This is a genomic window from Halomonas tibetensis, from assembly GCF_042643535.1.
Lineage (GTDB): Bacteria > Pseudomonadota > Gammaproteobacteria > Pseudomonadales > Halomonadaceae > Halomonas > Halomonas tibetensis.
This window is the reverse complement of the sequence record NZ_JBHRSQ010000040.1, coordinates 35,806-58,031: the sequence shown is the minus strand read 5'-3', so window position 1 is coordinate 58,031 and position 22,226 is coordinate 35,806. Positions and strand designations below refer to the sequence as shown.

The 22,226-nt window shown below is 65.4% G+C and carries 20 protein-coding genes and 1 pseudogene; 5 read left to right on the top strand and 16 right to left on the bottom strand.

The genetic code is table 11. From position 1 onward, the window contains the following. Positions 1 to 3: 3 nt before the first annotated feature. The 3 genes from ACFODV_RS16490 to ACFODV_RS16480 are packed head-to-tail and all read right to left on the bottom strand — an operon-like array spanning position 4 to position 4,646. Positions 4 to 759, bottom strand: a complete 756-nt coding sequence (locus ACFODV_RS16490) for a hypothetical protein (protein ID WP_379761403.1) — start codon at positions 757 to 759, stop codon at positions 4 to 6. Then, entirely contained in the window at positions 752 to 3,163 is a 2,412-nt protein-coding gene (locus ACFODV_RS16485; RefSeq protein WP_379761401.1) for a Lon protease family protein, read from the bottom strand. The genes ACFODV_RS16490 and ACFODV_RS16485 overlap by 8 nt, the downstream gene beginning before the upstream one ends. 58 nt (positions 3,164 to 3,221) lie before the next feature. Then, on the bottom strand, positions 3,222 to 4,646 hold the full coding sequence (locus ACFODV_RS16480) for an MBL fold metallo-hydrolase RNA specificity domain-containing protein (RefSeq protein WP_379761399.1): 1,425 nt from the start codon (positions 4,644 to 4,646) through the stop codon (positions 3,222 to 3,224). A 197-nt stretch (positions 4,647 to 4,843) separates the two neighbouring features. On the opposite strand from ACFODV_RS16480, the gene ACFODV_RS16475 reads away from it, so the two are divergent. Then, positions 4,844 to 4,987: a hypothetical protein gene (locus ACFODV_RS16475; RefSeq protein WP_379761397.1), complete on the top strand. Its 144-nt coding sequence runs from the start codon at positions 4,844 to 4,846 to the stop codon at positions 4,985 to 4,987. On the opposite strand, the gene ACFODV_RS16470 is transcribed toward ACFODV_RS16475, so the two are convergent. The 9 genes from ACFODV_RS16470 to ACFODV_RS16430 form a co-directional block, all read right to left on the bottom strand. After that, on the bottom strand, positions 4,971 to 6,665 hold the full coding sequence (locus tag ACFODV_RS16470; protein WP_379761395.1) for a sensor domain-containing diguanylate cyclase: 1,695 nt from the start codon (positions 6,663 to 6,665) through the stop codon (positions 4,971 to 4,973). The genes ACFODV_RS16475 and ACFODV_RS16470 overlap by 17 nt on opposite strands. Positions 6,666 to 6,860: 195 nt before the next feature. After that, on the bottom strand, positions 6,861 to 8,171 hold the full coding sequence (locus ACFODV_RS16465) for a sensor domain-containing diguanylate cyclase (protein ID WP_379761393.1): 1,311 nt from the start codon (positions 8,169 to 8,171) through the stop codon (positions 6,861 to 6,863). A gap of 20 nt (positions 8,172 to 8,191) precedes the next feature. Beyond that, positions 8,192 to 8,359 (bottom strand): EAL domain-containing protein, encoded by a 168-nt coding sequence (locus ACFODV_RS16460; protein ID WP_379761391.1) that lies wholly within the window; start codon positions 8,357 to 8,359, stop codon positions 8,192 to 8,194. A 32-nt stretch (positions 8,360 to 8,391) separates the two neighbouring features. After that, positions 8,392 to 8,646 carry a Txe/YoeB family addiction module toxin gene (locus tag ACFODV_RS16455; protein ID WP_379761389.1) on the bottom strand — a complete coding sequence of 85 codons (255 nt, stop codon included), beginning with the start codon at positions 8,644 to 8,646 and terminating at the stop codon, positions 8,392 to 8,394. Next, entirely contained in the window at positions 8,643 to 8,897 is a 255-nt protein-coding gene (locus ACFODV_RS16450; RefSeq protein WP_379761387.1) for a type II toxin-antitoxin system Phd/YefM family antitoxin, read from the bottom strand. Before ACFODV_RS16450 ends, ACFODV_RS16455 begins: the two co-directional genes overlap by 4 nt. 95 nt (positions 8,898 to 8,992) lie before the next feature. After that, positions 8,993 to 12,646, bottom strand: coding sequence for a putative bifunctional diguanylate cyclase/phosphodiesterase (locus tag ACFODV_RS16445; protein ID WP_379761385.1), 3,654 nt, complete (start codon positions 12,644 to 12,646; stop codon positions 8,993 to 8,995). A 21-nt stretch (positions 12,647 to 12,667) separates the two neighbouring features. Beyond that, positions 12,668 to 13,777 carry a GGDEF domain-containing protein gene (locus tag ACFODV_RS16440; RefSeq protein WP_379761383.1) on the bottom strand — a complete coding sequence of 370 codons (1,110 nt, stop codon included), beginning with the start codon at positions 13,775 to 13,777 and terminating at the stop codon, positions 12,668 to 12,670. Beyond that, positions 13,774 to 14,286, bottom strand: coding sequence for a hypothetical protein (locus ACFODV_RS16435; RefSeq protein WP_379761381.1), 513 nt, complete (start codon positions 14,284 to 14,286; stop codon positions 13,774 to 13,776). The genes ACFODV_RS16440 and ACFODV_RS16435 overlap by 4 nt, the downstream gene beginning before the upstream one ends. A gap of 149 nt (positions 14,287 to 14,435) precedes the next feature. Then, positions 14,436 to 14,858 carry a phasin family protein gene (locus ACFODV_RS16430; RefSeq protein WP_379761379.1) on the bottom strand — a complete coding sequence of 141 codons (423 nt, stop codon included), beginning with the start codon at positions 14,856 to 14,858 and terminating at the stop codon, positions 14,436 to 14,438. Between the two features lie 350 nt (positions 14,859 to 15,208). On the opposite strand from ACFODV_RS16430, the gene mntA reads away from it, so the two are divergent. Both mntA and hepT read left to right on the top strand, forming a co-directional pair. After that, a complete protein-coding gene (mntA, locus tag ACFODV_RS16425; protein ID WP_379761377.1) occupies positions 15,209 to 15,649 on the top strand; it encodes a type VII toxin-antitoxin system MntA family adenylyltransferase antitoxin in 441 nt (146 codons plus the stop codon). After that, positions 15,639 to 16,049 carry a type VII toxin-antitoxin system HepT family RNase toxin gene (gene hepT, locus ACFODV_RS16420; protein ID WP_379761375.1) on the top strand — a complete coding sequence of 137 codons (411 nt, stop codon included), beginning with the start codon at positions 15,639 to 15,641 and terminating at the stop codon, positions 16,047 to 16,049. Before mntA ends, hepT begins: the two co-directional genes overlap by 11 nt. Before the next feature lie 44 nt (positions 16,050 to 16,093). On the opposite strand, the gene ACFODV_RS16415 is transcribed toward hepT, so the two are convergent. The 3 genes and pseudogenes from ACFODV_RS16415 to ACFODV_RS16405 form a co-directional block, all read right to left on the bottom strand. Continuing rightward, positions 16,094 to 16,348: a Txe/YoeB family addiction module toxin gene (locus ACFODV_RS16415; protein ID WP_379761373.1), complete on the bottom strand. Its 255-nt coding sequence runs from the start codon at positions 16,346 to 16,348 to the stop codon at positions 16,094 to 16,096. Beyond that, complete coding sequence (locus tag ACFODV_RS16410; RefSeq protein WP_379761371.1) at positions 16,345 to 16,599, bottom strand: type II toxin-antitoxin system Phd/YefM family antitoxin; 255 nt, start codon at positions 16,597 to 16,599, stop codon at positions 16,345 to 16,347. Before ACFODV_RS16410 ends, ACFODV_RS16415 begins: the two co-directional genes overlap by 4 nt. Positions 16,600 to 17,086: 487 nt before the next feature. Beyond that, positions 17,087 to 17,207: pseudogene (locus ACFODV_RS16405) on the bottom strand (prepilin-type N-terminal cleavage/methylation domain-containing protein); the annotation flags it as partial. Positions 17,208 to 17,616: 409 nt separating this feature from the next. Between ACFODV_RS16405 and pilB the strand changes: the two are divergent. Then, on the top strand, positions 17,617 to 19,410 hold the full coding sequence (gene pilB, locus ACFODV_RS16400) for a type IV-A pilus assembly ATPase PilB (RefSeq protein WP_379761369.1): 1,794 nt from the start codon (positions 17,617 to 17,619) through the stop codon (positions 19,408 to 19,410). 52 nt (positions 19,411 to 19,462) lie between these two features. Then, a complete protein-coding gene (locus ACFODV_RS16395) occupies positions 19,463 to 20,701 on the top strand; it encodes a type II secretion system F family protein (RefSeq protein ID WP_379761367.1) in 1,239 nt (412 codons plus the stop codon). Positions 20,702 to 20,813: 112 nt separating this feature from the next. On the opposite strand, the gene ACFODV_RS16390 is transcribed toward ACFODV_RS16395, so the two are convergent. Further along, positions 20,814 to 22,094 (bottom strand): O-antigen ligase family protein, encoded by a 1,281-nt coding sequence (locus ACFODV_RS16390; protein ID WP_379761365.1) that lies wholly within the window; start codon positions 22,092 to 22,094, stop codon positions 20,814 to 20,816. Positions 22,095 to 22,226: the final 132 nt, after the last annotated feature.

The following is a 22,226-nucleotide window of genomic DNA, read 5'->3' as shown; positions in this document are numbered from 1 at the left end:
GCCCTAAGGCACCACCACCACCGGCACGGGGAGGCGCGCCAGCACGTCCGGGTCTTCGGCGAATAGCCGCGTGAGGGTCTGGCGGCTGATCACCAGGGCGCCGCTGCGGGCGTGGGCAAGGAAGCGCTCGAGGTCGGGGGCGGCCATGGTGGCGAGCTCCTCGCGGCCGCGAAACAGCGGGTGGTGGCGCGAGGCTTCGGCCAGGGTCTCGCCCCAGGGCAGCGTGGGCGCCTCGCCGCGAATGTAGCGCAGCGGGCCCGGCACCGGCGGGTGGCGCTCGTCCCAGATGATCACCGTGCATGGCGCCTCCAGCACCAGGCGGCGACTGGTGGAGCCCAGCCGCGAGCTCCCGCCCCAGCGCGACGAGAGCCCCGCCTTGCCCAGCACCAGCACATCGCCGGGGCCGACCTCGGCCAGGGCCTCGCTGACCACCTGGCCGCGGCTGACCTGCAGGCGGTGGCGCAGGGCGCGCCCCGCCACCGCCTCATCCAGCGAACGCGTGATGCGCTGCACCTGGCGGGCCAGGCTCGCCTCCAGCTCGGCGGTTTCCAGCGGTCGGGCCAAGCCGGTGCTGGCCCCCACCTCCCGGGAAAAGGGAAAGGCCGCGCAGCGCAGCAGGTCAAGATCCTCGATAAACAGCCCCACCAGTTCGGCGCTGACCTCATCGGCCAGGGCCACCGCCGCGACCAGAGCAGCCTGGCTCTGGCGGGAGTCGTCCAGCAGCGCCAGCACGCGCATCGCCTCGCTGCGCTCACCCATGGTCGCCGCCCCCCTCCTTCACCGGTGAGTCGTCGGCGGGATCGTCGTGCCCGCGGGCAGCCTTGACCGCCTCGCGGAAGGCCCCCAGGCGCGCCTGCACCCGACCGTTGATGCTTTGCGGCGGGTACTGGCCGCTCTCGTCGGCCTCGCCCAGCGCGTCGCCGGTGAGCAGCGCCAGCGCCTCGTCCACGTGGCGCACTGCGAAGATCCGGAAGGTGCCTGCGGCCATGGCCTCGCGCACGTCCGCCTTGAGCATCAGATGCTCGACGTTGCTGGCCGGCAGGATCACCGCCTGGCCGTTCAGCTCACCCCGGGCGCGGCACACATCGAAGAAGCCCTCGATCTTCTCGTTCACCCCGCCCACCGCCTGCACCTCGCCGTGCTGATTGATGGAGCCGGTCACCGCAACGCTCTGGTCCAGCGCCACCCGGCCGATGGCCGAGACCAGCGCGCACACCTCCGCCACCGAGGCGCTGTCGCCCTCGATGCCGCCGTAGGACTGCTCGAAGGCCAGGCTGGCGGAGAGCGACAGCGGCTGGTCTGGGGCATAGCGGCCGGCCAAAAAGCGCGACAGGATCATCACCGCCTTGGTATGAATGCGCCCGCCCAGGCGCGCCTCGCGCTCGATATCCACCACCTGGCCGGCGCCGGGCCTGGCGGTGGCGGTGATGCGGCTCGGCTGGCCGAAGGCGAAATCGCCAAGGGCGAGCACCGAGAGCCCGTTCACCTGCCCCACCGCGCGCCCCTCGGTTGAGATCATCACCGTACCGCGGATGATCTGCTCGTGGCTGCGTTCGCGGATGCGCCCGGCGCGGTAAAGCTGCTGGGCCACCGCCTTCTCCACGTGCTCGCGGGTGATCACCTTGGCGCCCTTCACGGCCGCCCAGTGGTCGGCCTCCTGCAGCAGGTCGCTGAGGTCACGATGCCGAGCGGTGAGGCGCTGCTGGTCGTCGGCCAGGCGGCTGGCGCGCTCGATGGTGGCCGCCACCCCGCTGCGATCCAGGGGGCGCAGCGACGCCTCCCGGGCCAGGGTCGACACCATATGAGCGTAGAGCGACAGGTTCGCCTCGCTGCGCGGCAGCTCATCCTCGAGATCCACCTGCACCTTGAACAGCTCCAGGAACTCCGGGTCGTGCTCGCAGAGCAGGTAGTAAAGCAGCCGCTCACCGAGCAGCACGATCTTCACATCCAGCGGAATCGGCTGGGGCTCCAGGCTCACCGTACTGATCAGCCCGTAGGCCTGCTCCAGGGATTCGGTGCGGATCTCCCCCGCCCGCAAGATGCGCTTGAGGGTCTCCCAGGCGCCGGGCTGGGTCAGCACGCCCCGCACGTCCAGCACCAGGTAGCCGCCGTTGGCACGGTGCAGGGCGCCGGCGCGGATCAGCGAGAAATCCGTGAGCAGAGTGCCGTTGTGCACGTGGTGCTCGATGCGCCCCACCAGGTGCTGGTGGCTCGGCAGATCCTGGTAGATCACCGGCGCGCCCTCGGTCTCGGCGTTGTCCACCAGCAGGTTGAAGTAAAAACGGCTGAACACCGCCTCCGGCGGAATCTCGGGCTGATCGGAGATAAAGGAATCGACGTGCTGCAGAATCGCCTCGCGAATCGCCGCCAGGTGGGCGGTCACTCCCGGCTGGTGAGCGTAGCGCTCCTCCACCTCGGCCAGGGGCGCGCCGATGGCCGTCTGCAGCACCTCCTCGTTGAGGCTCGCGACCTGGTCGCGCAGCGCCTTGGCCAGCTTGGGCATGCGCCGAATCGCCTGGGTCAGCTTGCGCTGCAGGATCTCCACCGTGTGCTCGATGCGTTCGCGCTCCTCCTTGGGCAGCTTCTCGTAATCCTCCGGCGACATCATCTTGTCGTCTTCCGCCGGCGCGAACGTAAAGCCGTTGGGGGTTGAGAGCAGCAGAATGCCCTGCTCGCGGGCCTCGCGGCGCACCCCCTCGATGGCGTCGCGCTGGCGCTCGCCCATGGCCTGCTTCAGCTCCTGCAGGCGGTTCTGATACTCCTCGCTCTCGAATACCGTCGGAATCGCCCCGCGCAGCTCATCCGTCAGCGCCTCGATATCGCGCCGCACCTGGCGGCCCATGCCCGGCGGCAGCTGCAGGTAGAGCGGAATCGAAGGGTCCTCGAAGTTATACAGATAGCCCCAGTCCGGCGGCGACGGCTTGTCCCGGGTGCGCTCCTCCAGGTAGCCGCCCACCAGGCCATGCATGCCGTGGCCCGGCTGGCCAAGCACGAAGAGGTTGAAGCCATCGCTGCGGATCGCCGTGCCGAAATCCAGCGCCTCCCGCGCCCGGTCATGGCCGCTCAGCAGGTCCAGCGATGCCAGCTCGCTGGTCACCTCGAAGGAAAACGCCTCCTCCGGGCAAACCCGATAGACCTCGGAAACCGACAACGCCTCAACCATGGTTTTCTCCCTTTTCTCGGGGTCAGACCCTTAAGCAAACTTAAGGGTCTGACCCCGTTTAAACGTAAGCGCCCTGCTCGCAGCCCAGCGAGACCTCCAGCCGATGCCCGGCCTGCGTCGCCCAGTCCTGCAGCGTCTCGCGTAGCGCGCGCTGGGCGTCGGCCTCGCCGTGAACCAGGCGGATATGCCGCGGCGGGTGGCGCATGCGGCGCACGAAGTTGAGCAGGTTGCGGCGATCCGCGTGGGCGGAGTAGCCGGAGACCGTCTCTACCCGGGCGCGGATATCGATGCGCTGGCCGTCCAGCACCACCCAGCCGCCGCGGGGGCCGTAGCGCTGGATAACCCGCCCCGGGGTGCCGCTGCCCTGGTAGCCGATAAACAGCACGCAGTGGCGCGGGTCGTTCAACATGCGCTTGAGGTAGTTGACCACTCGCCCGCCGCTGACCATACCGCTGGCGGCGATGACCACCGCCGGGCGGCCGGTTTCGGCGAGGTAGGCCAGGGTCTGTTCGTGCTCGTCATGCGAGTTAACGGTATAAAGGTTGTCGAAGCTGAGCGGATGGCGCCCGGCCCCCAGGCGGCGGTGGGCCTCGGCGTCCCACCACGGCTTGAGCTCGCGGTACACCTCGGTGAAGCGTGCCGCCAGGGGCGAATCGACGATGATCTCCAGCGCCTGCCAGCGCGGGCTGGCCGCCTGATGAATCAGCGTCTCCAGCTCGTAGAGCAGCTCCTGGGTGCGGCCGATGCTGAAGGCGGGGATCACCACGCTGCCGCCGTTGGCCAGCGCCCTGTCGACGGCCGCCTTGAGCCGGCCGCGACGCTGGCGGCGGTTCTCGTGCTCGCGGTCGCCGTAGGTGCTCTCCAGCACCAGGGTGTCGCAGCGCCAGGGCGGCTTGGGTGCCGGCAGCAGCGGCGCGTGGGGCGCCCCCAGGTCGCCGGAGAACAGCGTGCGGTGTGCCTGGCCGGTCCCATGGACCAGGGTATCGACCTCCACGTAGGCGGAACCGAGGATATGCCCGGCGCGCTTGAGCTTCACCTGCACCCGGTGGCGCGCGTCGTCCACCAGGGGGTGCCAGACGCCGTAATCCAGCGCCACCAGCCGGCGCTCCACCTCGGCGAGGAAGCGCTCGATCAGCGCCCGGTCGCGGGTGAAGCCGATCTTCAGCGCGTCCTCGATCACCAGCGGCAGCAGCCGCCGCGAAGGCACCGAGCAGAGAATCGGCCCCCGCCACCCCGCCGCCAGCAGGTAGGGCAGCCGCCCGATATGGTCGATATGCACGTGGGTGACCACCAGGGCCAGCACGTCCTCCAGCGGAAAGCTCACCTTGAGCTGCTCGAAGCCATCCACGGGGTCGGCGTCCTGCCCCTGGAAGAGCCCGCAGTCGATAAGCAGCGCGCGGTCCTCACTGATCTGCAGCCGGTGGCAGCTGCCGGTCACCCCGCTGGCGCCGCCGTGGTGGAGAATCTCGGGAAAGCGTGACATGGCGCGCGGCCTCCCTGCCGGTGGGATGTCACTTCACTATAGACGCTATGTCCGGGTATCAACCCCCGGCGGCCCAGGCGCATTTCCAGAAATATTTTTCAAAAATAGCTTGTCTTAGACCTTGGTCGCAGATAGATTGGTCGTAGACAATTTTATGAAAAACCTTTCCGAATAATGAAACATCAGGAGGCATCACCATGACCACCGAGCGCATCCCCACCATCTGGGACCAGCCCCTGCCCCGCGCCAAGCGCGAGAATCAACAGCGCACCCCCAACACCGAGCGGTTTCTGACCATCTGGAGCCGCCCGATAGCCCGGCAGCTCACTCCGCCTCGGTGACCACCAGCCGGTTGCGGCCGCTCTCCTTGGCACGGTAGAGCGCGTCGTCGGCGCGTTGTAGGGCCTCGTACAGGTCCTCACCCGGCTGCACGAGGCTAGCGCCCACGCTGACCGTAATGCCTCCCTGCCCAGCGCGGGTCTTGTCGGCAATTTCGTCACAGACTCGCGACGCAATGGCGATCAGGTCATCGCGCTTGCAGGGCATCAGCAGCACCAGAAACTCATCGCCTCCCCAGCGTGCCGCATGGTCGTAGGGTCGCAGGCCCGTGCGCAGCAGCTCCGCCACCTCGCATAGCGCCCGATCGCCCGCCGCGTGTCCCCGGGTGTCATTGATCTCCTTGAAGCGATCCAGATCGACCCAGACCAGCCCGAAGCACGTACCTTCGCGGGTAGCGCGGGCGGCCTGCTCCTCGAGCTGCTGGGTCATGCCGCGGCGGTTGAGCAGGCCCGTCAACATGTCCACCCGGGCGAGCTGCTCCAGCTGCTCGGTGCGCACCTTCACCTGCTCTTCCAGCTCATCGGTATGCCGGATGACTTCGCTGGCCATATCGCGAAAGTGGGTGATCAAGCCGCCCATCTCCCCGCCCCCCCGGGGCAACGCGACATCTCGCCGGCCCTGGCGCAGGCCCACCATGGCACGCTCCAGCGCCGCCATGGGGTTGAGCAGGAGGCGACGCAGCACCCAGTAAAACAGCAGCAGCGTCACCAGCATGAAGGCCACCAGCATGCCGATGGCCGGCGCGAAACTGGACACCGGCATCACTTCATCCAGGTCCAGCAGGGTCACTTCGAACCAGCCAATGCTGGAAAGAAACGCAATGCCGACCAGATGCCGCTTGCCATCCACGGTCACGAAATCGGTATAGATACGCGGGTTCTCGAGGGGGTGATCGCGCATCCGGCCCATGCGCTCGAGAATGCGCTCGCCATCGCGGGAAAGATCGAACAGCAGATCGACGGTGCGCTTCTGCCCCTCCGGCTTGACCAGGCTGGCAAAATCGATAAAGCGCGGGTCGCGGAAGAGCTGTATCGCACCGTTATAGTCGGCAAACACCGTGGTGATGCCCTGCTGGTCGATATCGACGATCTGCGCGAGAATGGTCTCAAGATCAATGCCGGTGCCCACCATCCCGAGAATCTCGCCGCTCTCGTCGCGTATCAGCACATCGACCCACAGCTTGGTCACGCCCAGCTCCACGTCGGGATTGACGTTGAGATGAAAGTCACGCCCCTCTTCAATCAGCTGGTAAAACCACGCATCGGCCGGGCGGTTGGCCCGCAGGGTGTAGCGAAAGGGGTCATCGCCGTAGGCGTTATCGGCGTTGTTGTGGTAGTAGCCTCCCGATTCCCGCAGCGCCACAAAATAGTTGTTACCGCGAAAGTTACGGCGAAAACTCTCCATCTCGTCAAATGCCTGCGCCTCCAGGCCCGGGCCATCGGGGTCGCGAATCCAATGGCGCAATACCTGAGAGTTGGCCATCTGCTGGGCGAGGGCAATCTCGCGCTGGAGAGGCTGCAGCAGGCGGGCACTGTCGTACTGCACCTGCACCTCGGCGACCCGTCGCCCCCACTGCTCAACGATCCGTTCCGCCATGTATTGAAAGCTGTACCAGGCGAGGAGCGATGCCCCCAGGATCAGCGCGGCCGCCACCAGCATGAAGCGCAATTTCAGGCTCAAGGGTATCTCCCCGTTGTTCTTCTCGTCGCTGTACGCGTGACGCCATCCGTTCCGACAGCGCAGACGACAGCGCAAACAGTATCCCAGCCCAAGCCTGAAGCTGACCATGATGACCATGCTGAGCTTGAGTCTCGGCCCCCTCGGCCACCGCGTCCAGTCCCGGTGCCCGATTCGCCCACGGCGCCAAGATACACCTCAGCAAACCTGATTGCGCCCTTGGGCCTTGGCGAGGTAGAGCGCGCCGTCGGCGCGCGCCCAGAGGTGCTGTAGCCGCTCCTTCCGATGGCGCATTTCTGCGACCCCGGCGCTGAGGGTTACCGTGAAGGTACTGGCTTTTCCATCGTCAAAACGCATCTGAGAAAACGCCTTGCGCAGCGTTTCGGCAATGGCTCTGGCGCCGGCTTCATCGGTGCCCGGCAGCAACAGCAGGAATTCCTCCCCGCCGGAGCGGCCGGCAACATCGCTGTCACGCAGGCGTTCTTTGAACAGCGCGGCCAGCCCTTGGAGCACGGCGTCACCTGCCGCATGCCCATGGGAGTCGTTGACCAGCTTGAAATGGTCGAGATCGATCATGACAACGGAAAACGGCGTGCCGTGGCGCGCGTAGCGGGCAATCTCCTCTTCCATGCGGGCCAACAGGTGGCGGCGGTTATACAGCCCGGTCAGCTCATCGGTAAGCGACAGGCGGCGCAGACGCTCCTCCATCGCCTTGCGCTCATCGATCAGGTAAATCAGGCCGTGCCATACCGTACTGCCGTCCGGTTCTCGTTCGGGGGTCGCGCGCCCTTCCACCCAGTGCCAGCTGCCGGCGGCGCGGGCCCGGTACTCGCAGTGCCAGTCTTCGAGAGTCGCGGCGGAGCGATGAATGCTCTCCTGAACCGAAAGGCGGTCATCGGGATGGATGGCATTGAAGACAAGATCGGCATCCTCGCGCACCTGCTCGGGCGTGGCGCCGTAGAATTCCTTCACGCGGCTGCTGGTATAGGGAAACGAGGGGCGCCCCTCGGCGTCCAGCACAAACGTATAGATGATGCCGGGCACGCTTTTGGCCAGGTGTCGCCAGCGGCGCTGTTCCTCCTGGCGTTCGGTCACGTCTTCCACAATGCCCAGCAGCCGCGAGGGGGTGCCGTCGGGGTCCTTGTCCAGCGTGCAGCTGCGGTCGTGCAGCCAGCGCCACTGGCTATCGCCGCAGTGCATGCGGTAGGTGGCCTCGAAGGCACCGCTGTGCTGGGCGCGCTGCCACTCCTGCTCGAACAGGGCGCGGTCTTCCGGGTGAATGCGCCGGGCCCAGGACGCGATCGTCAGGGTCTCCCATTCGTCGTCAGGCAGGGCCAGCATCGCTTTCAGCCGATCGTCACCGGTGATGTGGCCGTCCGACAGGCGCCACTCCCACATGCCGGCACCGATCATCGACAGCATCGCCTCCAGCAGCGGCGTCCATCCATCGGCAACAGATTCATCGGCAACGGATTCATCGGCAACGAAGCGTGGATCGTCCCTCATCATCTCTGGCCCTTATTATAAGCTCACCGAGTGGCAATAAATTCCGACAGCGCCGACAGCGGCATCGGCCGGGCCAGCAGGAACCCCTGGAAGATATCGCACCCCCAGGCCTGCAGCTGGTCATGCTGGGCCTGGGTCTCGACCCCCTCGGCCACCACCCCCAGCCCCAGTGCCCGATCCACCCGATTCACCCGATTCGCCCGATTCGCCCGATTCACCCGATTCAGTAATGATATCGGCACTGGACAATGACGATGGCGTTGTCGGTAACCCTGTAGACGAGACGATGTTCACGGTCGATGCGGCGCGACCAGTAACCCGACCACTGGTGCCGAAGGGGCTCGGGGTCTCCCAGACCATCGAAAGGCTGGCGCTGGATATCCTTGATCAGGGTATTGACGCGCTTAAGCGTCTTCTTGTCCCGGGATTGCCAGTAGAGGCAGTCCTCCCAGGCCTGGCTAGCCCAGGTCAGCATCATGGATCGATCAGGTCATGCGCTGTCTCATTGCCCTTCTCCACCTCGGCCATCGCCTCGTTCAACCGCTGCGCGTTACGCGGACTCGCCATCAGATAAGCGGTCTCTTCATAAGACTTGAAATCCTCCACCGACATGACGATGGCAGGCTTGCCGTTCTGACGCGTGATCAGCACCGGTACGTGATCGTCATTGACCCGATCGAGCACCTTGGCCAGATGGCTGCGGAAGTGGCTGTAGGTAACGGTGTCCATTCGCGTCTCCTCAAACGACTAGGGCATTGGACATTGGGCATCGGGCATTGTACTCATTTTTGTACAACACAACCAATGGGCGATCAGTTGCCGATTCACCGCCGCAAAAATTCCGTTAGCGCCGACAGCGGCATCGGCCGGGCCAGCAGGAACCCCTGGAAGATATCGCACCCCCAGGCCTGCAGCTGGTCATGCTGGGCCTGGGTCTCGACCCCCTCGGCCACCACCCCCAGCCCCAGGTGGCCCGCCATCGAAATAATGCCCTGCACGATGGCGGCATCGTGGGGGTTGGTCGTCACGTCCATCACGAAGCTGCGGTCGATCTTCACCTTGCTGATGGGAAGATGGCGCAGGTAGCTCAAGCTCGAGTAGCCGGTGCCGAAATCATCGATGGAGACTCCGATCTGCATGCCGCGCAGCGCATGCAGGATGCCGATGGCCGACTCGGTGTTGTCCATGAGGATCCCCTCGGTCAGCTCCAGGTCCAGCTGATCCGTCGGCAGCCCGGTGGTATGCATCACGTCGCGCAGGGTCGCCAGGAAGTTCGGGCGGTGGAACTGCAGCGGCGACAGGTTGACCGCCACCCTCACCTTACCGATTCCCTGCTGCGCCAGCAGGACCATGTCGTCGCAGGCGCGCTCCAGCACCCAGCGGCTGAGCGGGATGATTTGGCCGGTGGATTCCGCCAGGGGGATAAACACCTCCGGCGAGACATAGCCCCGCACCGGGTGCTTCCACCGCAGCAGGGCCTCCACCCCGGCCAGCGAACCGTCGCGCGCAATCAGCGGCTGGTAGTGCAGCTCCATGGCATTGGATTCGATGGCCTCCTGGAGCTCGTTGCGCAGCGCCATCCGTTCGCCCATCTGCTCGGTGATCTCGCGGGTATACCAGTGAAAGGCGTTGCGGCCCTGCTGCTTGGCCTTGTACATGGCCATGTCCGCGTGCTGGATCAGCTCGCGGGGCTCGTTCATGCAGGGGTCGCTCAGGGCGATGCCCACGCTGCAGGTCAGGTAGAGCTCGTGGTCATTGACCAGGTAGGGCCGCGCGATCTCGAGCATCAACCGCTCCACCAGGGTCAGCACCTGCTCGTCGCGGCTCACGTCCGACATCAGCAGAACGAACTCATCGCCGCCCATGCGCGCCACCATGTCGCCGGGCCTCACCGACATCTGCAGCCGCCGGGCCACCTCGCGCAGCACGTCATCGCCCACCGCGTGGCCCAGGGTATCGTTGATCGGCTTGAAGTCGTCCAGATCGACAAACAGCACCGCCAGCTGCTCGTCACCGCGGCTCATCAGGCCCACGTCGCAGTCCAGACGGCCCTCGAACAGGCTGCGGTTGGCAAGCCCCGTCAGGGCATCATGGTTGGCGTGGTGGGCAAGCTGCGATTCATAGGTCTTGCGCTCGGTCACGTCGTGCTGCATGCCCACAAAGTGGGTGACGTTTCCCTCGGCATCGCGCACGGGAGAAATCGAAAGATCGTTCCAGAACGCCGCGCCGTCCTTGCGGTAGTTCAGCAGGGTGACGTGCGCCTGCTCCTCCTGGCGCAGCTGCTGGCGAAGCCGGGCCACCTCGGCCTCATCGGTCTGCGGGCCCTGCAGGAATCGGCAGTTACGCTCCAGCGCCTCGTGCTTGGCATACCCGCTGATGCGCGTAAAGGCAGGATTCACGTAGATGATCGGCAAATCCGGCCGCGTGGCATCGGCGATCACCACGCCGTTGGTGCTCTCCTCCACGCTGCGCTCCAGCAGCCGCAGGGTTCGCCGGCTCTGGTGGCGCTCCACGGCCAGGGCCACCAGGTCCGCCGCCTTGCTGAGCCGCCGATGGGATGACGCATCCGGCGCGCCGGGCTCTCTCAGGTAGGTGGCGAAGGTCCCCAGCACCTGGTCGTCACTACCCAGCACCGGCAGCGACCAGCAGGCCCGCAGGCCGTGGGAGAGCACCAGCTGGTGATACCCCTCCCAGCGCGGGTCGTCGGCGAGGTCTTCGCAGATCACCGTCTCGGCCAGGTGCGCGGCGCTACCGCAGGCGCCGATGCCGTCGCCGATCGTGATCGAGGCCATGGCCTGGCGATACCCCTCGGGCAGGCTGCCGCCCGCCACCAGCGTCAGCGCGGTGCCGGCATCGTTGGTCAGCATGATCGAGCACAGCGAACCGGGTATCTGGCGCTCCAGCATCCGGCAGACCGCCGCCAGAATCGTTTCCAGCGGCTCCTCGCGTACGATCAGCGCCTGCACGGCCTGCTGCGCCTCCAGCTGCTCGCGTGTCTCGCCGAGTGCACGGGTGCGGCCCAGCAGCTGGCCAGCCAGGGCCAGGCTGAACACCAGCATGCCGCTCAGCGCCAGCCCGCCGCTGGCCACCCCCACCGGCATCAGGCCCGCCAGCAGCCAATCGTTCTGGGTGCCGGGATACACTTCCAGGGTCATCATGGGGCCGCCGGGCAGCCCGATATGGCGCCGCTGCATCAAGTGGTTGACGAACGAGCCGTTCGACAGCGACCGGAGCGGCCCCATATGGCGAATCTCGAGCAGCGCCTCGCCGCGCCCCAGCACCACCACCCGGTAGAGCCCGAGCTGCAGGCGCAGCTCATGGAAGAGAAACTCGGAAAGATCCACCAGGGACACCAGCTGCAGGGCGCTGCCTGGAACATCCACGGACGCCAGGAACAGGCCCTGGGACCCGGCGTTCGTATGCATCAGGCCGACCTGGTTCATCCCGATGCTCAGCCAGTCGCGCACCTGGGGTCGGTTCACCAGGCTTGCCATCAGCGAATCGGCCTCATCGCGGCCGCCGAGCCATGCCCAGTCGCCCCCTGCCCAGTCGCCCCCTGCCCAGTCGCCCCCTGCCCAGTCGTCGCTCCCGGCTTGTTGATTACCTTGCCGGAACAGCCCCACCGCTTTCAGGCTGCTCACGTCACGCAGGTAGCCCTCGAGATGCCGCGCCAGCGCCTCGGGCGCCGGGTCGGCCTCACCGGAGTCCAGCTGAACGGCCATGCGGCGCATCAGCGACAGGCGCGAGGTCATCACCTGCTCCGCGTTCAGCTGGATGTTGTCCAGCAGGTAAGCCGCCTGCCGATCCAGCGCCTCTTCCTGCTGCCAGCTCAGCAGCAGCCACACCAGGCTGCTGACGACCACCCCGGTCAGCCCCGCGCCCACGGCAAACCGCCCCAGCTCGAGCGGGCGCTCGCCGCGAAGGGCCGCCACCATCATGCCCAGGCCCAGCAGCCCCGCCATCACCAGCGACGCCATCAACGCTGCATCGAAAACCTCCAGGAACCACGGGCGCAGCGCCGGGAATATCGCCAGCGTCACCACCCCCCCGATCACCCCCAGCAGCGCGCCCCAGCCGGCCCAGAACCAGCGAAAGCGCCCGGCCGGCCGCCCCATCAGCAAGCACAGCGCCACCGGCACCAGCAGCAGCACGGGCAGCAGCTGCAGGGACGTCCCAGCGTCGGAAGGCACGGGGCCCTCGGCGTTGAGCAGCGCTTTCACCAGGGTCTGGAGCAGCAGCGCCCCCAGCAGGCCGCCCGCCAGCAGGCGCCCGCCGGACCAGCCCGCCAGCAGGCACACCAGGCCCGCGCCGCCCAGCAGCATCACCATAAAGCCGTCTGCCACCAGCAAGAGATGCAGCGGCGAAGTGATCAGCTCGAGCCAGCTCAGTACCAGCCCGTTGAACCCCACGATGATGAACGAGGCCGACAACAGCAGCAGCAGGCTATCCAGCATCAAATGACGCGTCGTAATCGGCATGGACCCTCCCTGGGTTCCCGTTCAAGGCCCCGTCTGCCAGCCGTCGCGCCCCTGGGCCTTGACCCGATAGAGCGCACGGTCGGCGGTGGCATAGGCGTCGGCAAAGGCGTCGCGATCGGCGGTGAACTGCACGCCGCCAACGCTCAGCGTGACATCGGCACCGCCGGGGTGATCGGGATGCGGCAAGGCCGCCTCGCGCATCGCCGCCACCACCGCGGCGCAGGCCTGCTCCAGCACCTGCCTATCATCGCAGGGTAGCAGCGCGGCGAACTCATCGCCGCCCATGCGGTAGAGCCGCGCGTCGCCCCCAAGCGCCCGGTCGATCAGCGCCACCAGCTCGCGCAGCAGGCGGTCGCCTTCCGGGTGGCCCAGAGCGTCGTTGTACTGCTTGAAGTAGTCGATATCGATAAGCAGCAGCCCCAGGGGGCGGCCGTGGTCTGCCAGCACGTCGTCGTGCAGTGCGCTGCGATTGCCAACGCCGGTGAGCGGGTCGCGCAGGGCCTGGGCCATCCAGTGCAGGCTCTCTTGGGTGGCGCGGTCCGCCAGGCGGCGCTTGCGCTCGTGCATCCCCCAGAACACCAGCCCCAGCAGGTAGATCATCAGGCTGCCCAGCAGCACCTGAGTCTGATGCCGGTGGGTCTCCGCCACGAAACGGTTGGTGACCTCGGCGCGACGGTCGAGCTGGTCCATCTCGATCTCGGTCAGGCAGCGGATGGGCTGCAGCAGATCCTGGCTGAGCCGCGAATGCGCCGGCACCTGGCCACGGCTCAGCGCGTCATAAAGGGTATCAAGGCGCTGCAGGCTGGGCACCGTGCAGGCGTAATCGCTGCGGTAGAGGCCGATATCGAACAGGCTGTAGCCCACCTCGATCCGGAAGCGGGCACGCTCGAGGGCGTCGCCGCCCCCTTCGCCGCCCTCCTCCAGCAGAATGCCCAGGCTCTCCTCCAGGTAGCGCCGCGAGCGGGTCGCCAGCTGCTGGCCGGTCAAGTTGCCGGACTGGCTGAAGTAGGCGTGAATCTCGGGGTGCACCCAGCGCGTTTCGTAGGTGATCAGCAGCATCAGCGCGGTGAAGCTCATCAGGCTGAGCCACAGCCAGCCGATGTAGCGCCGCCGAAGCATTGCGCGAATCAACGCACCGCCTCGATCCCGCGAATCATCCACACCCAATCATTGAAGTTGCGCAGGTTGGCCGTGTCGCGGCTGCCGTAGTCGCGCTCCACCAGGCGCAGCGGGCCGCGTTCGCGCAGGCCCAGGGGCTCACCGTTGTGGTGGGTCACCAGAATCCAGTTGGGGTCGTCCCAGCCGCCCAGGGTCACCTCGTAGTCGTCCCAGGCGGTGAAGGTCAGCTGCTCTGGCACTTCGCCGAACTGCGCGTCCAGCAGATCGCGAAACACCAGCCCGCGGATCGCCACCTCGTCGGCCAGGTAGGGGTCGTAGAAGGTGAAGTGCACGTCGGCGCGCTCGCGCAGCGCCGCCACCTCGACCCGGGCCTGCTGCTCCCCCCGCTGGAACACCACCTCGTCAGGCCCGGCCAGGGCGTCACCGGCGGGCCACAGGGTGAGGCTCAGCAGCAGGCCCATCAGAGCGGCGAGGGAAACCAGGGAGACGAGCAGCCGGCGCAAAGCCGTGACGAGCAGCATGGCGGAGGTCCTCTGCGTTGATTTGCTGAAATCGCGAAATCGCTGATAGTAGCACACACCAACAGGCCGCCAATCAAGGATCGGCGGCCTGCGGGGTAGTGCGGTAAGGCACTATCGGGCCCGCCAGGCGGGCCCGATGCGACTAAGGCTTACTTGGCCTTGGCAGCGGCTTCCTTGACGGCCGTGGTGGCGGTCTCGGTGGCCTGCTCAGCGCTCTGCTGAACCTGCTTGACGCTGCTTTCGGTCAGCTTCTGGCTTTCCTGAGCAAACTCCTGCTGCAGGGCCACGACCTTCTCGGCGTCGCCCTTCAGGCGCTCGGTCAGCTCTTTGGCGACCTTCTGCTGGCCTTCCATGTAGCTCTTCATGCCTTCGGCGTCCTTCACTTCCGCCAGGCTGCGCAGCTGCGCCATGCTGGTGTCGGTGTAGGCCTTGGTGGCTTCGAGCTGTGCCTTGATCAGCTTCTCGCTGAGATCGACAGACAGGGCAGCGAAGGCGCGGGCCGGGGCGATGAACAGCGCCTCGAGTTGGGCGGTGTCAAACTGCTTGGCGTCAAAGGCGAATGCGTTGGTCATGATGGGAACCTCCAGGTTCTGATGGAACGTGAACGGGATCCCGAATCGTGGCCCCGCTCTGTTGCAATGCACAATAACAGGGCTTTTTGTGCGATGCAACATAAATTCCGCCTAAAGACCTTGCCCCGTGGGGTCAGCCCCCAGCCGAATCGCGAAACCCGCCACGGTGCGCCTTCCACACGGTGCGCCTTCCGCACGGCGTTGCCGCCGCCGGAGGATGGCAAATGAGGGGGAACGGAGATTAAGAAAGGGAAATGGGAGGAAATGGGGGTCTGTCCCCGATTAGCCCCGGGGCATTTGCCGCGGCGCTGGTGTACCCTGATCTCTTCGAACCTTTCGCGGTCTACGACATGCCTCATTCTCAACGCGACCTCAGTCAACGCGACCTCAGTCAACGCGACCTCCCAGCAGTGACGGCACACCTGGCAGCCACACTGCCCTCGCTGCAGGCAGTCTACCTGTTCGGCAGCCAGGCCACGGGGGAAGCGACGGAGGAGAGCGACGTGGATCTCGCTCTACTACTGGCCGCGCCGCTGCCGCCCGAGCAGCGCTGGCAACTAAGTGGCGACCTGGCCGACAGGCTCGGCAAGGAGGTCGACCTGATCGACCTGCGCCGGGCCTCTACCGTGTTTCAGCACCAGGTCGTGACGACGGGGGAGCGGCTATGGCATCGCGGCAGCGATAGCGACGAGTTCGAGCTCACGGTGCAGAGTGAATACTGGGACCTGGCAATACAGCGCCGAGCGTTGATCGCCGACATCAAGCAGCGAGGCAGCGTTCATGGCCGATGACGTCCTGCTCAACAAGGCCGCGAGCATCGAGCGCTGCGTGGCAAGGGCCAGGGAGGAGTATGCGAAGAACCCGGCCACCTTCACGGAAGATCAGACGCGCCAGGACGCCGCCATCCTCAACCTGCAGCGCGCCTGCGAGGCCAGCATCGATGCAGGCAACCGCCTGATACGCCTGCATCGCCTGGGCCTGCCCCAGAGCGCACGGGAGGTGTTCGATATCCTCGCGCGTGAAGGCCTCATCGACGCATCACTCGCCGCCTCGATGAAGCAGATGACAGGCTTTCGCAACGTAGCCGTCCATGATTATCAGGCAGTGCAGATCCCCATCGTGATCGCCATCATCGAGAAACATACCGGCCAATTGCTGGACTTCGCTTCCCGCCTGATCGAACTGGCATAAGAGAATGCGGGTCTGTCCCCGATGACGCCACCGATAGACAAGTTTCAATAACGATACCGACAGTGGACAATGACAACGGCGTTGTCAGCGACCCTATAGACGAGGCGATGTTCCCGGTCGATGCGCCGGGACCCGTAACCAGACCATTGGTGGCCCAAGGGCTCGGGGGCTCCCAGACCCTCGAAAGGTTGGCGCTGAACGTCCTTGACCAGGGTGTTGATGCGCTTGAGCGTCTTCCTGTCGCGGGATTGCCAGTAGCGAGAGTCTTGCCAGGCCTGGCTGGCCCAGGGCAGCATCATGACTCGATCACGTCGTGGGGCGACGCGTCACCTTGCTCCACCTCGGCAATCACCTCATTCAGGCGCTGCGCATTGCGCGGGCCGGCCATCAGGTAGGCCGTCTCCTCGTAGGACTTGACGTCCTCAACCGACATGACGATAGCAGGCTTTCCGTTCTGGCGAGTCATCAGTACCGGCACGTGATCGTCATTCACACGATCCAGCACCTTGGCCAGGTGACTGCGAAAATGGCGGTAGGTCACGGTATCCATGCGTGACTCCTCAAGCGAGACTTCGTTGTACGCATTCCTGTACCTAACTGCCAGCACCAAGAGGCCAGCCCAACAACGGATAGCGGCCGGCATCTCTGCCGACCGCTAGTGGTACTTCAGGCTAGGCGGGAAATGGGGGGCTTTCCTCGATTAGCCCCCTGAGGCAAGGGGGATACCAAAACGCCAGTGGCCGGCATCGCTGCCGGCCACTGGGTGGTTCAGGCTAGGGAGATAAAGGGGGACTGTCCCCGATTAGCCTACAATTATGCGTCACCAAGTGGTACAGATTGCTCAACACCTCTAGAAGCAGTTCCTGTTATCTCATTAGTACCAAAAGCCGGGCCAGTTGTACAAGCTTCAGCGGCAATAGCAGCGAGTGCTGCAGTTTGAGCTTCGCCCGGTGTAACAGCTGGGTCGGTAAGTTCTGCGTAATACGCGGTTCGAACGGACGTAAGTTCTGCACGGCACGCATTCTCAGAAGCAGTAGTCAAATAATTCTGATACTGCGGTATCGCGATCGCCGCCAAAATACCAATGATCGCCACCACGATCAGCAGCTCAATCAGGGTAAAACCGCCCTGGGCCTTGTTAAGCTGCGTTTTCTTCATCAATGCATTCATCGACGTTTTCATCTGTATGCCCCTTGAAATATCATCCGCAGAAGCCCGTCTGGCATGGCCTTCTTCTGACGCTCCTGCGGGTTTACGTTGGTCGTGGCGTTGGGCGTTGAAACACTGACGGCGAGCAGCGAACTGCGCCCTCACCACGCCCTGCACCCTACTTACTCTTCCTGCTGAGGTGCCGTTACGACTTCTGGCACCTTCTGCACTTACATTAAGTTACGCTTCGTCATCATGCAAGGAAAATCGCGTCCCCAGGGCGATATGCCCCGCCGTTTCGCCCGATAGACGAGGAATAGCGGTGTAAAAGGTTGACGTTGCGTGGTTCGCCTCTGGGCGCAGGGGGGTAGCGGCGGCTAGAATAGGGTTCGACGTCGACCATCCGCAGTGAGCGCCCATGAACGACTACCATATCCCGCCGCCCCATCTGAACTCCCCGAGTGCGGCGCCAGAGCCCCCTCCCAGCGGTGACGCCACCGGGCTGCGCGGCCTGGCGCGCCGGCTGGTGGTGGACGGGCGCATCAACCGCGCCGCGGCCATCCGCGCCGAGGAGGAGGCGCGGGAGGGCGAGGTGTCGCTGATGGAGCACGTGATCGATACCGGGCTGGTCTCCGCCCGCCAGGCCACGCTCTCCGCGGCCTGGGAATATGGGCTGCCGATGCTGGACCTGGACGCCATTCGTCCGGAGACGCTGCCCAAGGCCGAGGCCTTCCCCGAGAAGATTCTGCGCAAGCTCAAGGTGCTGCCGCTGATGCAGCACGGCCACCGGCTCACCGTGGCGGTGCCCTACCCCTCGACGCTGGCGCTGCTCGACGAGCTGCAGTTTGCCACCGGCCTGACGCCCGAGGGGATACTGGCCCCGGTGGACCAGCTCGGCCCGGTGCTGGAGAACTATCTCGCCTCCAGCGAGAAGAGCATGCTCGACGATCTCAAGGGGGTGGATGACGCCATCGGCGAGCTGGGCTATGGCGGCGAGGATGACGGCAGCGGCGAGGTGGACGTGCATGCGGCGGCCAATACCGCCAGCGAAGACGCGCCGATCATCAAGTTCGTCAACAAGATCCTGCTGGATGCCATCCACCGCGGCGCCTCGGATATTCACTTCGAGCCCTACGAGACCAGCTACCGGGTGCGCTTTCGCATCGACGGCATGCTCCACGACGTGGCCCACCCGCCGTTTGCCATGCGCGCGCGCATCGCCGCGCGCCTGAAGGTCATGTCGCGGCTGGATATCTCTGAGCGCCGCCTGCCCCAGGATGGCGCCATCAAGCTGCGGCTCTCCAGCACCCGCTCCATCGACTTTCGCGTCAACTCGCTGCCCACGGTGTACGGCGAGAAGATCGTGCTGCGGATCCTCGACCCGGCGTCGGCGCAGCTGGGCATCGAGCAGCTGGGGTTTACCGCCAAGCAGCGCGAAATGTACGAAAAAGTGCTCGATCAGCCCCAGGGCATGATTCTGGTCACCGGCCCCACCGGCAGCGGCAAGACGGTGACCCTCTATACCGGCATCAACCTGCTCAACGAGGTGGAGCGCAACATCTGCACGGCCGAAGACCCGGTGGAGATCAAGGTGCCCGGGGTCAATCAGGTGAACGTGCTGCCCAGGATCGGCCTGGACTTCGCCAGCGCCCTGCGCGCCTTCCTGCGCCAGGACCCGGATGTGGTCATGGTGGGCGAGATCCGCGATCTGGAAACCGCCGAGATCGCGGTGAAGGCCTCCCAGACCGGTCACCTGGTGCTCTCCACGGTGCACACCAACTCCGCCGCGGAAACCCTCACCCGCCTGGCCAATATGGGCCTGGCCCCGTTCAATATCGCCAGTTCCGTGAGCCTGATCATCGCCCAGCGCCTGGCGCGCAAGCTCTGCAAGCACTGCAAGCAGCCAGCGGATCTCCCCCACGAGGCGCTGGCCGCCCAGGGATTCTCCGAGGAAGAAATCAACCAGGCCACCTTCTTCGAGCCGGTGGGCTGCAAGCACTGCACCAAGGGCTTCAAGGGCCGGGTGGGCATCTATGAAGTGGTGCCGATCAGCCACGCCATGAGCCAGCTGATCATGAAGAACGGCAACTCCATGGACTTCCACGAACTGGCTCGCAAGGAAGGCCACCCGGACCTGCGCCGCAGCGGCCTGGTAAAAGCCATGCAGGGAGTGACAAGCTTGGCCGAGATCAACCGGGTGACCAAGGACTAACGCACCAGCCACCACCGTTGACCCCGATCACAAGGAATTGAGGGAGTAGCATATGGCCGCACCGCGGAAACTGAGGGCCCATCAGAAGACCAAGCTCTACCGCTGGAACTGGAGCGGCAAGGGCCCCGGCGGCCGCCGGGTGGGGGGCGAGATCATCGCCGCCCAGAAGCGGGAGGTCGAGCGCATCCTCCAGGGCCAGAACATCATCATCAAGAGCGTCAAGCGCAAGAGTGGGTTCGGCGGCGGCATGGGCAAGATCAAGCCCCGCGATATCATGCTGTTCGCCCGCCAGATGGCCACCATGATCCGCGCCGGGGTGCCGCTGCTGCAGGGCTTCCAGGTGGTGGCCGAAAGCATGAAGAAACCGGCCATGAGCGCCCTGGTGCAGGAACTGATGAACGACGTGGCCGCCGGCGCCAGCTTCTCGGACGCCATGAAGCGCCACCCCGACCATTTCGACCGGCTGTTCTGCAACCTGGTGGAAGCCGGCGAGCAGTCCGGCTCACTGGACCAGATGCTCGAGCGGGTAGCCACCTACAAGGAGAAGGTCGAGCTGCTCAAGGGCCGCGTGAAGAAGGCGCTCTGGTACCCAGCGGCGGTGATCGCGGTGGGCATCGGCGTGACCGCCCTGCTGCTGGTCAAGGTGATTCCCCAGTTCGAGAGCCTGTTCTCTGGCTTCGGGGCCGAGCTGCCCGCCATGACCCGCATGACCATCGCCATGTCAGAGTTCGCGCAGCAGTACTGGTGGTGGGGGGTACTGGGGCTGATGGCCTTTATCTACACTATCCGCACCGGCATGAAGCGCTCGGAGAGCTTCGCCTACCGCATGCACGCCTGGTCGCTCAAGGTGCCGGTGCTGGGGCAGATCCTCGATAAATCCTCGGTAGCGCGCTACTCCCGCACCCTGGCCACCACCTTCGGCGCCGGGGTACCGCTTGTCGAGGCCCTGGACACCGCCGCCGGCGCCACCGGCAACAAGGTCTACGAACGCGCGGTGGCCCAGGTGCGCGAGGACGTCTCCACCGGCCAGCAGCTTGCCTTCGCCATGCGCATGACCGAGCGATTCCCGCCGCTGGCCGTGCAGATGGTCGGCATCGGCGAGGAAGCCGGTTCCCTTGACGCCATGCTCAACCGGGTCGCGGACTACTACGAGGAGGAGGTCGACAACATGGTCGATACCCTGACCTCGCTGCTGGAGCCCTTTATCATCGTGATCCTCGGGGTGGTGGTCGGCGGCCTGGTTATCTCCATGTACCTGCCGATCTTTATGCTGGGCTCGGCAATCGGTTAAGGCAATGTCACCTTGCTGGACCTTCCCCCTGCCTCACTTCCCCCTCGGGGTCAGACCCTTAAGTTCGCTTAGGGGTCTGACCCCGAGGGGGGGGCTGAGTGGCCAGTACAGATCAGTTACCGTGGCGAGAAACGGCGAAGACCCGCTGTCCAGTCTCAACCTGCCAGCGCCAGATATGCGTGACCAGCCCCCCGACGACCATATTGAACACGTAGACGCCACTGCCGAACGCCATAAAGGACTCGAACTGGTTGACCACCAGCCAGAAGACGAAAAAAGCGACCGCAAACAGCGCCATATTGCCCGGTATCACCCTCGCTCGCCAGGCTTTCCAGGTGCCGATGCCCACCCAGGCCGTTAGTGCCACGAAGACCCCCACGCCCAATATCCCGTAGGCAACCCACAGCTCGAGAAAGCTGTTATGCAGGTGGCCAAACCGCTCTTCGTAAACGGGGGGCAGCCACTCGGTATGCTGCATGACCAGCCTGCGGGCTTGCCCGCCCCAACCGACCACCGGGCGCTCGGCGATCCATTCCCCCGCGGCGCGCCAGGAATGGATGCGAATGCCGATGCTGGTATCCGGCACTTTCGCCATCTCCCCCGCCATGATCTGCGCAATAACCTGATGCTCTTGCCCCAGCCGTCGCTCAAGGGCTTCATGAAAATAGCCGCCCACCAGCACCACCAGTAGCACCAGCCCGCCCAAGAGGGAAAACATACGCCGAGCGGCGCGCGGATGGCCGACAACCCGCTCATACACTCCCCAGCACAATCCCGCCACGCATAGCGCCACCAGCAATCCCAGCCAGGCAGCACGCGTCTGGGTCACCAGAACGCCAGCAAGGCAAACAGCGAGCCCCAGCCAACAGCCAACCCAGCGCAACGGGCGCAACGGCCCAGCCCCCAGCAAGCGCGGCGACATGGCCACCAGGCCGATCAGAACCGTGCCCAACAACATGGCATCGTGCTGCGCATTGCGGATGGAAAGACCGACCCGCTGGCCAGAAAGCCCCCGCTGCCAGACAGCCCAATCGGTGAATGGCGGCAGCATGACCGCCACCACCCCCAACGCCGCCAGCCCCCAGACCCAGCGCGTCAACCGCGTATTGCCGCCCAGCCACCAGGCCACGCCGATAAACATGAACTGCTTGCCGAGCCGATCCAACTGGGGAATGTCCGAGATCCACTCGGGATGATGCAGATAGCCGCCTGTCCAGGAGATCAGCTGCACGAGCACCGCCATCAGCAGCAGCCAGACAGGCGCCGATCCTCGGAGCCCCTTTCCCCAGCTGAGCACCGCGACAAGCCCGAGGATGGCCATCAGCGTGCCGGCCGGTTCACCCACTGCCGGCCACAGCAAGCGAAGCGCGGCATAGGCAACCAGCGCCGCCAAGGCAACCCATCTCAGTCGCGCCGGGGTCGGCCAAGCGGCGTAAGGCAATGCATCCTTGATGTTAAATACTCCTACCCCCTCGGGGTCAGACCCTTAATTTCGCTTAGGGGTCTGACCCCGAGGGGGGCTGAA

What these genes read in the sequence shown, in the direction of transcription:
- ACFODV_RS16465 (WP_379761393.1), bottom strand. Translation starts at nt 8,171, where the DNA reads ATGATGAGGGACGATCCACGCTTCGTTGCCGATGAATCCGTTGCCGAT.
- ACFODV_RS16450 (WP_379761387.1), bottom strand. Translation starts at nt 8,897, where the DNA reads ATGGACACCGTTACCTACAGCCACTTCCGCAGCCATCTGGCCAAGGTG.
- ACFODV_RS16435 (WP_379761381.1), bottom strand. Translation starts at nt 14,286, where the DNA reads ATGCTGCTCGTCACGGCTTTGCGCCGGCTGCTCGTCTCCCTGGTTTCC.
- ACFODV_RS16445 (WP_379761385.1), bottom strand. Translation starts at nt 12,646, where the DNA reads ATGCCGATTACGACGCGTCATTTGATGCTGGATAGCCTGCTGCTGCTG.
- pilB (WP_379761369.1), top strand. Translation starts at nt 17,617, where the DNA reads ATGAACGACTACCATATCCCGCCGCCCCATCTGAACTCCCCGAGTGCG.
- ACFODV_RS16480 (WP_379761399.1), bottom strand. Translation starts at nt 4,646, where the DNA reads ATGTCACGCTTTCCCGAGATTCTCCACCACGGCGGCGCCAGCGGGGTG.
- ACFODV_RS16475 (WP_379761397.1), top strand. Translation starts at nt 4,844, where the DNA reads ATGACCACCGAGCGCATCCCCACCATCTGGGACCAGCCCCTGCCCCGC.
- mntA (WP_379761377.1), top strand. Translation starts at nt 15,209, where the DNA reads ATGCCTCATTCTCAACGCGACCTCAGTCAACGCGACCTCAGTCAACGC.
- ACFODV_RS16415 (WP_379761373.1), bottom strand. Translation starts at nt 16,348, where the DNA reads ATGATGCTGCCCTGGGCCAGCCAGGCCTGGCAAGACTCTCGCTACTGG.
- ACFODV_RS16455 (WP_379761389.1), bottom strand. Translation starts at nt 8,646, where the DNA reads ATGATGCTGACCTGGGCTAGCCAGGCCTGGGAGGACTGCCTCTACTGG.
- ACFODV_RS16410 (WP_379761371.1), bottom strand. Translation starts at nt 16,599, where the DNA reads ATGGATACCGTGACCTACCGCCATTTTCGCAGTCACCTGGCCAAGGTG.
- ACFODV_RS16430 (WP_379761379.1), bottom strand. Translation starts at nt 14,858, where the DNA reads ATGACCAACGCATTCGCCTTTGACGCCAAGCAGTTTGACACCGCCCAA.
- ACFODV_RS16395 (WP_379761367.1), top strand. Translation starts at nt 19,463, where the DNA reads ATGGCCGCACCGCGGAAACTGAGGGCCCATCAGAAGACCAAGCTCTAC.
- ACFODV_RS16485 (WP_379761401.1), bottom strand. Translation starts at nt 3,163, where the DNA reads ATGGTTGAGGCGTTGTCGGTTTCCGAGGTCTATCGGGTTTGCCCGGAG.
- hepT (WP_379761375.1), top strand. Translation starts at nt 15,639, where the DNA reads ATGGCCGATGACGTCCTGCTCAACAAGGCCGCGAGCATCGAGCGCTGC.
- ACFODV_RS16490 (WP_379761403.1), bottom strand. Translation starts at nt 759, where the DNA reads ATGGGTGAGCGCAGCGAGGCGATGCGCGTGCTGGCGCTGCTGGACGAC.